This window comes from Modestobacter sp. VKM Ac-2986, assembly GCF_026967795.1.
In the GTDB taxonomy this organism is placed as follows: domain Bacteria; phylum Actinomycetota; class Actinomycetes; order Mycobacteriales; family Geodermatophilaceae; genus Modestobacter.
In genome coordinates this window covers 325,580-336,765 of record NZ_JAPVBH010000007.1, presented here as the reverse complement: position 1 = coordinate 336,765, position 11,186 = coordinate 325,580, and the positions used below count along the sequence as shown (strand labels likewise).

The window sequence follows — 11,186 nt, the reverse complement described above, 5'->3', positions numbered from 1 at the left end:
GGCCGGGGGGCCGGTCGGCGGGGGGAGCCCCGGCCGACCGGCCCCTCGTCGGTGGTCTGCCGGTCAGCCCTGCCGGGCTGCGGCCTCCAGCCCGGACCGGGTGAAGGCCAGTGCGTCGCGGGCGAGTGCCTTGCTGTCGGTCCACAGGTTGCGCCAGATGGCCAGGTCGTTGGACAGCGTGCGGTGCACGACCTCGGAGGAGAAGGACTCGAAGGTCATGATGCCGTCGTAGCCGACCTCGGTCAGCGCGGAGAAGAACTCCGGCCAGGGGATCGAGCCGGTGCCCAGCGCCCCGCGGTGTGACTCGCCGACGTGTACGTAGCCCAGCCGACCGGCCGCGGCGGCCGCGCGCACCGCCTCGGTGAAGGAGTGTTCCTCGATGTTCATGTGGTAGGTGTCCAGGTGGGCCATGACGTTGGGCCGGTCGACGACCGAGATGAAGTCCAGCGTCTCCTGCGTCGTGTTCATGATGTTGGTCTCGTACCGGTTGCAGAACTCCAGGGCCAGGGTGATGCCCGAGGCGGCCGCCTTGTCGGCGAGCCAGGCGATCGTCTCCTGCGAGTTGGCCCGCCCGCGCTCGCTCGCCGGACCGGCGTACTTCCCGAGCTTGGAGTAGAGGACGCCGCACAGCACCGTCCCGCCGCTGTCCCGCAGGACGTCCAGCGCCTGGCTCAGCCGCTGACGCCCCCGGGCGACCACCTCGGGGTCCTCGCTGGAGACGTCGGTGTCCTCGCTGAGCCCCAGCGACGCGCTGACCGCCAGGCCGTGCTCCTGCAGCAGCCGCGCGGTCATGTCGGCGTCGAAGCCGGTCGGGTCGATCGGCGCGATCTCGATGAGGTCGTACCCCGCCTCGGCGGACGAGGCGATGGCGCGGCGGGCCTCCTCGGGGGACCAGCCCCCGGTCCAGACCAGTGCGTGGACGCCGTGGGTGACGGGCATGGCTCTCTCCTCCGTGTGGACTGCAGGTCGTCGTACAGATGCGGGGACGCGTACGGGCGCGGGGGACGGTCAGCCGGAGCGGTCGTCGAGCCATCCGCGGCGGTGCAGCTCGGCGAGCAGCCGGCGGTAGCCCTCCTCGAGGGCCCCGGTCTGGCGGGGGTCGGGTTCCACGACCTCGGCGGGCCGCACCAGGCGGACGGCGGTCGCGGTCAGCGCGGTGCCGCTGCACGCCGAGGCGGCGAGCAGCGCGGCGCCGAAGGCGCTGGAGGGCTCGGCAGGACGGGTCACCGGCCGGCCGAGCACGCTGGCCCGGACGGTCGTCCACACCCGGGACCGGGTCCCGCCGCCGACCACCCGGTGGTCGGCGGACCCGACGCCCAGCTCGGCCAGCCGCTCCAGGCCCAGCCGCTCGACGAACGCGACGCCGTCCAGCCAGGTCCGGTGCCGCTCGTGCGGCGTCGGGTGGGCCGTGCGCGCCCCCGGCGGGGGGAGCAGGAACGCAGTGGCGTCCGGCCGGGCGAACGGGAACCGCTCGCCGGTGCCGGACAGCGGGTACCCCGTCCACCGGGACGGCCCGGCGGCGTCGGCCGCGGCGTCGGCGGCGGCCAGGTCGGGCACGCCACCGTCGACGGCCAGGACGCCGGCGCCGGTATTGGACGCCCCGCCCGGCCACCACGAGCCGTCGGGTGCCCGGTGCGAGTAGACCGCCCCGGCGAACCCGGTCACCTCGGTGGGGGAGACGCCCTTGAGCACGAGCGTCGTGCCGAGCACGCCGACGCTCGACCCGGGGGCGACCGCACCGGCGGCCAGCTGCGCGGTGCAGCCGTCGGTCATCCCGGCGACGACGCGCACGCCCGGCGGCAGCCCGACGTCCCGGGCGACGTCGGTCCGCACCACGCCGACGACGGTCCCGGGGCCGACCAGCTCCGGGAGCGCGGTGAGGGGCACCGCGGCTGCGGCCAGCAGCTCACCGGGCCACTGCAGCCCGGCGGCGTCCACCCCGGCCTTGAGGGCGTGCGAGGTGTCGGTGACCAGCCGGCCGGTGAGGTCGGCGACCACGACGTCGGGCACGTGCAGGTACACCCGGCCGGGCACCGGCGCGGCGGCGTCCGGACCGGCCAGCCAGGCCAGCCGGGCCAGCGTGGAGGCGGCGCCGACGCGGTGCCCGGTCGTGGCCGACAGCCGTGTGGCCAGCGCCGCTCCCCGCTGGTCGGCGTAGAGCAGCGCGACGCCGGTCGGCACCCCGTGGGCGTCGGCGGCCACCACGCTCCCGGACGTCGCCGTCACCGACAGCGCGCGGACGCCGGCCGCGCGGGCACCCAGCGACGCGGTGGCCGCCCGCAGCAGTGCGCGCACGACCTCGGCGTACACCGGCCGCTGCTCCAGGTGCCCCGGCGCCGGGACGACCGGGGGCGGTAGCGGTGCCTCGACGGACGCCTGGACCCGGCCGCTCGCCACGTCGACGGCGAGCAGCCGGGCGCCGGCGGTGGCCAGGTCGATGCCCAGGACCAGCTCGCCGTCCCCGGTCACGTCGCGCCGGCGGGGACCAGCGGCAGCAGCACGTCGGCCAGCCCGGTCAGGTCGCGCACCGCTACGTCCGGCTCGGCCAGCTGTTCGGCGGTCGGCTCGTCGGGGGCCTCACCGCGCAGCACCCACACCGTGCCGAGGCCCATCCCGGCGGCCGGGCGCACGTCGGTGTCCAGCCGGTTGCCGACGTGCACCGCCTGGCCCGGCTCGCAGCCGGCCCGGTCCAGGCACCAGCGGAACAGCTCCGGGCTCGGCTTCTCGTGGCCCACGATCGCCGAGACGCCCCAGACGTCGACGAAAGGGGCGACCCCGTCGCGGGTCAGCGCGTCGACCACCCCGGCCTCCTGGTTGGCCAGTACGCCGACCACCACCCGGCCGGACAGCGCGCGCAGCAGCGGCAGGACGTCGGGGTACAGCGTGCCGGGCGGGTGGACCCAGTGCCGGCGGGTCCGCTCGTGCAGCGGGGCGCGCAGCCCGGCGTCGCCGAGCAGCTCGGTGGCCAGCGCCGTCCGCAGCGAGCCGCCCTGCCGGACCCGGACGTCGTCGTACACCCGGCGCACCACGGCGCGGTCGGCCGGGCCGCTGCCCTGCTCGGCGCGCAGCTCGTCGAGTGCCCGCCCCACCGCGGCGAGGAAGTTCTCGTCGTCGTAGACCGGCCCGCCGACGTCGAGGAACACCGCGCGCAGCCGGCGGGGGAGCGTCACGTCCCGCCGCCGAGCCGGGCCCGCCGCTCGATGACGTCCTCGCGGGCGAAGAAGGCGTCCACGGACGAGGTGGGCAGCGGCACGACGCCGCCGACGGAGTACGCCGCCTGCCGTACCCGGGCCCCCTTGACGGCCATCTCCGAGGCGGCCTCGATGCCCGCCGCGGCGGGGGCGTTGACCACGATGCCGTGGTTGCCCAGCAGCACCAGGGTCGGCAGCTCGCCGTGGGTGTCGACGTGCTGCTGCAGCCCCCGGAGGTAGGCCCGGCCCAGGGCCAGGCCCGGGGACGCGTAGGGCACGAACAGCGGGCGGCCGATGACCACCGCCTCGTCGGAGTAGACGTGCTGGTCCCAGGCGGTGGCGGCGTGCACGCTGGCCAGCAGCCCGACGACCGCCGTGGGGTGGGTGTGGCCGACGAAGGGCGTGGGTGCGAACGCCTGGGCGGCCACGTGCACGAGGGTCTCGATCGACGCGCGGCGCCGCCGTCCCTCGTGCTCGCCGGCGTCCAGGGCGGCGGTGAGGTCGGCCTGGGTGGCCGACTCGGTGGCCAGGAGCTTCACCAGCGGGTCGACCTCGACGACGACGAAGTCCTCGGCGGTCGACGTGCGCATGTTCGACCCCGAGGTCTTCACCACCACCCGCCCGTCGGGCAGCAGCTGGGAGGTGTTGCCCTCGGCGAGGACGGCCAGGTCCCGGGACCGTTCACCCAGGGACCTGGTCAGCGCCACCAGCTCCTCGCCGACCAGACCGGGGTCCCAGACGGCGGTCATCCCGTCGTCCCGTACCGGCGGCTGGTGAGCCCGTTGAGCAGGGCGGCGAAGACCAGCACGATGCCCAGCGCGAACAGCTGGAACTGCGAGCCGGCGTTGCCCGGGACGGCGAGCAGGATGCCCGCGTTCAGCCAGACGATCAACAGGGTCGCCAGGACGACGCCGGCCACCCGGCCGATGCCGCCGGTGATGGCCACGCCACCGAGGACGGCGATGGTGATGGCCGGCAGGGCCATGCCGCTGCCGGTGACGCCGGCGTCGGGCCGGGCCGAGGCGAACTGGGCGACGGTCACCACGGCCACCAGCCCGGAGATCACCCCCGCCAGCAGGTAGGCGGTGAACCGGGTACGACGGACGTCGATGCCCGCCCACTCGGCGGCCACGTCGTTGGTCCCGATGCCGTAGAGCCGGCGGCCGTAGGTGGTCCGGTTGAGCAGGACCCACACGACGAGCACCGTGGGGAGCAGGAAGGTGAGCGTCCCCAGCGGCACCGGCAACGGGTCCCCTCCACCGACCGGTACCTGGATCGACCGGGCGGAGGAGAAGAACTCCTGGATCGGCGCGGTGCTGATCGGCTGCTGGTCGTTGATGACGATCGCCAGGGAGGAGAAGGCGTAGTACGTCGCCAGCGTCGTGATCAGCGCCGGGTAGCCGACGTAGGCGATCAGCAGGCCGTTGACCGCGCCGCACAGCCCACCGAAGCCGGCAGCCAGCAGCACCGCGATCCACAGCGGCCAGCCCCACTCGCCGTAGGCGAACCCGAAGACCATGCTGGTCAGCGAGACGATCGCGCCGACCGACAGGTCGATGCCGCCGCGGCCGGAGGCGATGACCAGCAGCTGGGCCAGCCCCAGCATGACCAGGGGGACGGCGCTGATCAGCGCCGAGGACATGTAGGGCAGGTCGAACGGCGCGGTCAGGTAGTTGCGCGAGCTCAGCGTCGTCATGGTGATGACGACGGCGGCCAGCAGCACCAGCAGCAGCACGATCCGCTGGGTGAGCAGCGCCCGGAGCAGGACGGCGGGCAGCTGCCGGGCCCGGGACTGCGGGTGAGTGGACCCGCCGTCGGGCCGAGGGGCCTGGGTGGGGGGTGAGACCACGGTGCTCATGCCGTCCTCCTCGCGCGCTGCCGGAGCAGGTCGGCCCCGACGGCGATCAGGATGAAGATGCCGATGAAGAGGCTGGCCAGCTGGGAGCGCCAGCCCAGCTGGGTCACCCCCGAGGTGACCGTCTGGACCAGGAGCGCGCCCAGCACGGTGCCCAGCACCGAGCCCCGGCCGCCCATGATCGAGGTGCCGCCGATGACGACCGCGGCGATCGCGGACAGCTCCATGCCGGTGCCCACGTTCGGCGCCAGCGTGGAGGTGCCCTGGGCGATGACGAAGCAGGCGGCCAGCCCGGTGAGCAGGCCGGTCAGCACGTAGGCCGACAGCACCCGGCGCTGCACCTTGACCCCGGCCAGCCGGGCGGCGTCGGCGTCCCCGCCGATCGCGTACAGGTGCCGGCCGCCGGCGGTGTGCCGGAGGTAGTACCAGGCCGCCGCGGCCACCAGCAGCATGATCAGGAAGCTGTGCGGGACGCCGAGCGTGCGGCCGGCGTCCCCGCGGCCGAAGAAGCCCAGCGTGCCGGGGATGCCGTTGACGGTGGAGCCGCCGAAGATCCGCAGGCCGAGGAACTCGAAGAGGTTCGCGGTGCCGAACGTGATGATGATGGCGTGCACGCGCCCGTAGGCGATGAGCAGCCCGTTCACCAGGCCCAGCACGCCGCCGACCAGCACCGACAGCAGCACCGCGACCGGGAGGGAGACCCCGGAGCCCACCATCGTCTTCGCCACGACGACCGCGCACACCATCACCATGCCGGCGACGGAGACGTCGATGCCGCCGGTGATGATGATGATCGTCATCCCGATGCCGATCAGCGCCACCGGTGCCATCGCCACCAGGAGCGGGACGATGGAGCCGCCGGTGAGGAATGCCGGGGTGGCCACCGCGAGCACCGCCCACAGCACGGCGATCACGACGATCAGGACGATCTCCTGACCGGTGATCGGGAAGGGGAGCACCCGACCGCGGGCGGTGGCGGTGTGCGCCCGCGGGCCGGGCGGTGTCCCGTCGGTCGGGGCGAGGGTCGAGGAGCTCATGCGGCTTCTTCCTGGTCGACCGCGCCGGCGGCAGCGGAGAGGACGTCGGACTGGGTGGCGCCGGGACCGAACTCGACCGTGGTCGTCCCGGCCCGCACGACCTGCAGCCGGTCGGAGACGCGGATGGCCTCCGACAGGTCCGAGGTCACGATGAGGACGGCCGTGCCCTCGTCGGCGAGCTGCCGGACGATCTTGTGGATCTCCTCCTTGGCGCCGACGTCCACGCCCTGGGTGGGCTCGGCGAGCACCAGCACGCGGGGCCGCTCGACCAGCTGGCGGGCCAGCACGACCTTCTGGGCGTTGCCGCCGGACATGGCCGAGACCGGCTGCCGCTCGTGCGGGGTCTTGACCGCCAGCCGCTGGATGAAGTCCCGCGCGACGGTGCGCTCCCGGCCGCGGTCCATCCAGGTGCCGAAGCGGGACAGCAGCGGCAGGTGGCCGGCGGAGATGTTGAAGGCGATGGACTGGAAGCCGAAGAGGCCCTGCTGCTTGCGGTTGGCCGGCAGCAGGGCGATGCCGAGCTTCTTCGCCGCGCGCGGGGAGCTGGGTGCGACGGGCCGGCCGTCGAGCAGGAGCCGGCCACCGGTGGCACGGCGCATGCCGTAGATCGTCTCGGCGATCTCCGCGGCCCCGGAGCCGATCAGGCCGTAGAGGGTGACGATCTCCCCGGGCCGGACGGTGACGTCGACGTCGTGGTACTCACCGGTGCAGGACAGGTCCTCGAGCACCAGCAGGGCGGGCGCGTCCGGGACGGTGCGGTGCACCGGGTCGTCGTCCAGGATGCCGCCGACCATGAGCTCGACGACCCGGCGCACGGTGAGCTCCTGGATCGGCCAGGTGCCCATCGTCTGGCCGTCCCGCATGACGGTGACCTCGTCGGCGATGACGAAGAGCTCGTCGAGCCGGTGCGAGATGTAGATGATCGAGACGCCTGTGGCGGCCAGTCGGCGGACGACGCCGAAGAGCACCTCGATCTCGGTGTCGGTGAGGATCGCCGAAGGCTCGTCGAGGACCAGCACCTTCGCGTTGGTCACCAGCGCCTTGGCGATGGACACCTGCTGCTGCTCGGCGATGGACAGCTCGCTGACCGGGACCGTGGCGTACCGGGCGGGCAGCCCGATGAGCTCGAGCAGCTCCACGACCCGGGAGTTCTGGGCCGACCAGTCCACCCGCCCACGCCGGGTGATCTCGCGCCCGGTGAAGACGTTCTCGGCGACGGTGAGGTCGGGGAAGAGCTGGGGCTCCTGGTAGACGGTCGCGATGCCGAGCGCGATCGCGTCGGCGGTCGTGCCGATGGTCACGGCCTCCCCGTCGAAGGTGATCCGGCCGGTGTCGGCGGTGGCGGCGCCGGAGAGGATCTTGATCAGCGTGGACTTGCCGGCACCGTTCTCCCCGACGAGGGCGTGGACGGTCCCGGGCTGCACGGTCATGTCCGCGTTGCGGATGGCCCGGACCGCGCCGTAGCGCTTGGAGATGCCGGTGACCGACAGCCGGGGGGTGCCGGCCGGTGCGGTGGGGGGCCCGGCGGACCCGGGGTCCGTCGCCTGGGTGGTGCGGGTGTCGCTCATGGGCTCCTCGCTCCGATCCGGGGTGGGGAGGGCCGGGTGCGCCGGCCCTCCCCAGGAGGCGATCAGTAGTCGTAGTCCCCGGCGTTGTCCTTGGTGATGGTCAGCGGCGGGCCGAGCAGGAGGACCTTGGTCGCGGGGTCGAAGGTCACCCCGGTGATGTCGCTGCTGACGTCGTTGGAGGCCTGGAACTCCTCACCGGCGGCGAGCTGGACCCCGGCCCAGGCGGTGAGGTGGCCCAGGTTCTCGACGTCCCACAGGATGCTGGCGCTGGAGGAGCCCTCGGTGAGGTACGGCGCCATGGACTGCGGCGTGCCCAGCCCCACCGTGAAGACCTGCCCGGTCTTGCCGGCGTCCTGGACCGCCTGCGCGACGCCCGGCGCCGAGGAGGTGCACTCACCGACCAGACCGGTGAGGTCCGGGTGGGCGTTCATCAGGTCGGTCGCCATCTGCGTGGCCTGGGCCTGGTCCTCACCGGCGTACACGATGTCGACGATCTCCGCGTCCGGGTACTTCTCCGCGGTGTAGGCCTTCTGCACCTCGATCCAGGAGTTGAGGTTCTGGGCCGTCTGCCCGCAGGAGACGATGGCGTACTTGCCCTTGCCGCCCATCGCGCCGAGCACCGCGTCGGTCAGCGCCTCGCCGATGCCCTCGGTCGAGGCCTGGCTGACGAAGACCTCGCGCACCGAGTTGGGCGCGTCGGTGTCGGCGGTGGCCACCTTGATCCCCGCGTCGGCGGCCTGCTTGAGCAGGGGCGCCATCGAGTCCGGGTCGTTGGGCGCGACGATCAGCGCGTCCACCCCTTGCTGGATGAAGGACCGCACGATGTCGGCCTGCGCGGCGGGGTCGGCCTCGACCGGGCCCTGGTAGAGCCAGGTGCAGCCGATCTCCTCGCAGGCGGCCGCGCCACCGGTGTTCATCGCCTCGAAGTACGGGATGCCCTGGAGCTTGGGGACGAAGGCGACGGTGGCGCCCTCGCCGCCCCCGCCCCCGCCTGCGCTGCCGCTGGCCGCGCCTCCCGTTGAGCCCCCGGAGGAGGCGGAGCCCCCGCTGCCCTGGCCACAGGCCGTGGTGGCCAGGGCGAGTGCCAGGCTGAGAACGGCGGCGGACCTCGTCGTACGTGTCATCCTCATGCGGTCACCTCATGGACGTGGGGAGTGCTCCCCGGTGGTGTCACCGGCTCGGCGAGCCGGTGGGGGTTCAGGAGGTCGGGCGGCACCTCATGAGGGGATGAGCCCTCGTCGGCGGTCGTCCTCCTCGGTCATCTCGCGCAACCGGGCGGCGGACTGCTCCCAGCGCGGGTCCGGCCGCGGGGACAGCGTGCGGATCTCGGTCGTGCGGGCGACCACGGCGCGGACGTCGGCGATCCCGCCCAGCTCACCGAGGGCCACCAACTGGGCGGCGGCGTTGCCGAGTGCGGTCGCCTCGACCGGCCCGCAGTGGACCGGGAGCCCGGTGGCGTCGGCGGTGACCTGGGCGAGCAGCAGGTTCCGGGCGCCGCCGCCGGTGATGTGCACGGCCGGCGCCGGGGTCCCGGTGACCGCGGCGATGTCCTCCGCGGTGTTCCGGTAGGACAGCGCCAGCGAGTCGATCACGCAGCGGGCGATCGCGGCCGGGGTCTCGGGCACCGGCGAGCCGGTGCGCCGGCAGTGGTCCCGCACCCGGGCGGGCATGTCGCCCGGGCGGAGGAACTCGTGCGCGTCCGGGTTGATGACGCTGCGCAGGGACGGTTCCCGGGCGGCCCGCTCGGCCAGGTCGGCGTAGGAGATCTCGATGCCCTCGCCGGCCCAGTGGCGCCGGCACTCCTGCAGGATCCAGAGCCCCATCACGTTGCCCAGCAGCCTGGTCGTGCCCGCGTAACCGCCCTCGTTGGTGAGGTTGGCGGCCAGGGAGCCGGCGGTGACGACGGGGGCGGGGACCTCCACGCCGACGAGCGACCAGGTGCCGGAGGAGATGAAGAGCGCCCCCGGGGCGGTGAACGGCGTGGCCACGACGGCGCTGGCCGTGTCGTGTCCGGGCGGGGCGATGACCCGCGCGCCGGCCAGCGGCCCCTCGCCCAGCGACCCGATCACCGGACCGAGGTCGGTGCCCGTGGGCACCACCTCCGGCAGGACCCGGGTGGGGATCCCGAGGTCCTCGGCCAGCTCGACGGCCCACCGGCCGCCGGCGATGTCGTAGAGGCCGGTGGTGGAGGCGGCGGTGAACTCCGTGACCCGGGAACCGGACAGCAGGTGGTGGAAGACGTCGGGCATCATCAGCAGCGTCGCGGCGTCCTCCAGTCGGCCGGCGCGCACGTCGGCCATCAGTGAGAAGACCGTGTTGATCTCGTTGATCTGGGTCCCGGTGGACCGGTAGAGCCGCTCCCGGCCGACCCGGGCCAGGGCCTCGCTCAGGGGCGCCTGCTGCCGAGGGTCGCGGTAGCAGGTCGGCTGGTCGAGCAGGGTGCCGTCGCTGCGCAGGAGCCCGTAGTCGACCCCCCAGGTGTCCACGCCCACCGACGCGATCGGTCCGTGGTCGGAGCCCAGTCGGCCCAGCCCGGCGGTGATGGCGTTGCTGAGGCCGTCGAGGTCCCAGCGCAGGACGCCGTCGACGGGCCGCGGCGTGTGCGCGAACCGGCTGACCTCCTCGACGTCCAGCCGCGCCCCGTCGAACGTGGCGCGGACGACCCGGCCGCTCTCGGCACCCAGGTCCACGGCGGCGACCGTGCGACCGTGCCGCCCGGCCGTCATCGGTGCTGGTCCTGGACGTCGACGCGGTGGACGCGCACCCCGGCCGCCTCCAGGGCGCCCATGACGGCCGGGTCGGCCCCGGCGTCGGTGTAGACGGACGTGAGGGCAGCGGTGGGCACCCCGGCGTGCAGCGAGAAGGCGCCGAACTTGCTGGAGTCGACGAGACCGACCACCTGGCGGCAGTGCGCGGTGAAGTACTGCTTGGCCTGCGCTTCCTCGAGGGCCATGTCCAACAGCCCGCGCTCGGCAGAGATGGCGTGGGCGCCGAGGAACCCCTTGTCGATCCGGCCGCGGCCGGCCAGCACGTCGCCGATCATCCCGACGACCGAGCGCGCGGACCGGCGGACCGTCCCGCCGGGCACCAGCACGGTGGCGTCGGACCGTTCGGAGAACAGCGTTGCCGTGGGCATGCTGTTCGTGATGACCACCAGCGATCGGCGGTCGAGCAGTTCGCAGGCCAGGTAGTGGCAGCTGGTCGAAGAGTCCAACGCGATGACGTCGCCGTCGTAGACCAGGGGGGCCACGGCCTGGGCGATGGCGGTCTTCTCCGTGCGGCGTGTGCGCAGCCTGCTCTCGAAGGAGCCCTCGTCCATCGCGGCGGCCGCCACTGCGCCACCGCGCACCCGGCGCAGGGCGGCTCGCTGCTCGAGGGCGTCGAGGTCCTTGCGGATGGTGACGGTCGAGACCTCGAGCCGCTGGGCGAGGTCGTTGACCTCGACGCGGCCGGTCGCACCGAGGGCCGTGAGGATGGCCTGGGAGCGGGCGTGCTCGTCCAGTGACGGCATCGAGCCCCCTTCCGCAGTCCTCGT

General features: G+C 73.8%; 10 protein-coding genes. All 10 read right to left on the bottom strand.

The genetic code is table 11. The features are described 5' to 3' along the window. Positions 1-63: 63 nt before the first annotated feature. The 10 genes from O2W14_RS18560 to O2W14_RS18515 all read right to left on the bottom strand — a co-directional run bounded on the left by O2W14_RS18560 (position 64) and on the right by O2W14_RS18515 (position 11,162). Entirely contained in the window at positions 64-939 is an 876-nt protein-coding gene (locus O2W14_RS18560) for a sugar phosphate isomerase/epimerase family protein (protein ID WP_269177608.1), read from the bottom strand. Positions 940-1,008: 69 nt separating this feature from the next. Continuing rightward, positions 1,009-2,469, bottom strand: a complete 1,461-nt coding sequence (locus O2W14_RS18555) for an FGGY family carbohydrate kinase (RefSeq protein WP_269177607.1) — start codon at positions 2,467-2,469, stop codon at positions 1,009-1,011. Further along, positions 2,466-3,170 carry an HAD family hydrolase gene (locus O2W14_RS18550; protein WP_269177606.1) on the bottom strand — a complete coding sequence of 235 codons (705 nt, stop codon included), beginning with the start codon at positions 3,168-3,170 and terminating at the stop codon, positions 2,466-2,468. The genes O2W14_RS18555 and O2W14_RS18550 overlap by 4 nt, the downstream gene beginning before the upstream one ends. Beyond that, on the bottom strand, positions 3,167-3,940 hold the full coding sequence (locus O2W14_RS18545) for a class II aldolase/adducin family protein (RefSeq protein ID WP_269177605.1): 774 nt from the start codon (positions 3,938-3,940) through the stop codon (positions 3,167-3,169). The genes O2W14_RS18550 and O2W14_RS18545 overlap by 4 nt, the downstream gene beginning before the upstream one ends. Continuing rightward, positions 3,937-5,049 carry an ABC transporter permease gene (locus O2W14_RS18540; protein WP_269177604.1) on the bottom strand — a complete coding sequence of 371 codons (1,113 nt, stop codon included), beginning with the start codon at positions 5,047-5,049 and terminating at the stop codon, positions 3,937-3,939. The genes O2W14_RS18545 and O2W14_RS18540 overlap by 4 nt, the downstream gene beginning before the upstream one ends. Then, positions 5,046-6,083: an ABC transporter permease gene (locus O2W14_RS18535; protein WP_269177603.1), complete on the bottom strand. Its 1,038-nt coding sequence runs from the start codon at positions 6,081-6,083 to the stop codon at positions 5,046-5,048. Before O2W14_RS18535 ends, O2W14_RS18540 begins: the two co-directional genes overlap by 4 nt. Next, complete coding sequence (locus tag O2W14_RS18530; protein ID WP_269177602.1) at positions 6,080-7,651, bottom strand: sugar ABC transporter ATP-binding protein; 1,572 nt, start codon at positions 7,649-7,651, stop codon at positions 6,080-6,082. Before O2W14_RS18530 ends, O2W14_RS18535 begins: the two co-directional genes overlap by 4 nt. A 62-nt stretch (positions 7,652-7,713) precedes the next feature. After that, positions 7,714-8,781, bottom strand: coding sequence for an autoinducer 2 ABC transporter substrate-binding protein (locus O2W14_RS18525; protein ID WP_269177601.1), 1,068 nt, complete (start codon positions 8,779-8,781; stop codon positions 7,714-7,716). A gap of 87 nt (positions 8,782-8,868) precedes the next feature. Next, positions 8,869-10,341 carry a rhamnulokinase gene (locus tag O2W14_RS18520; RefSeq protein WP_269177600.1) on the bottom strand — a complete coding sequence of 491 codons (1,473 nt, stop codon included), beginning with the start codon at positions 10,339-10,341 and terminating at the stop codon, positions 8,869-8,871. Between the two features lie 32 nt (positions 10,342-10,373). After that, a complete protein-coding gene (locus O2W14_RS18515; RefSeq protein WP_269177599.1) occupies positions 10,374-11,162 on the bottom strand; it encodes a DeoR/GlpR family DNA-binding transcription regulator in 789 nt (262 codons plus the stop codon). Positions 11,163-11,186: the final 24 nt, after the last annotated feature.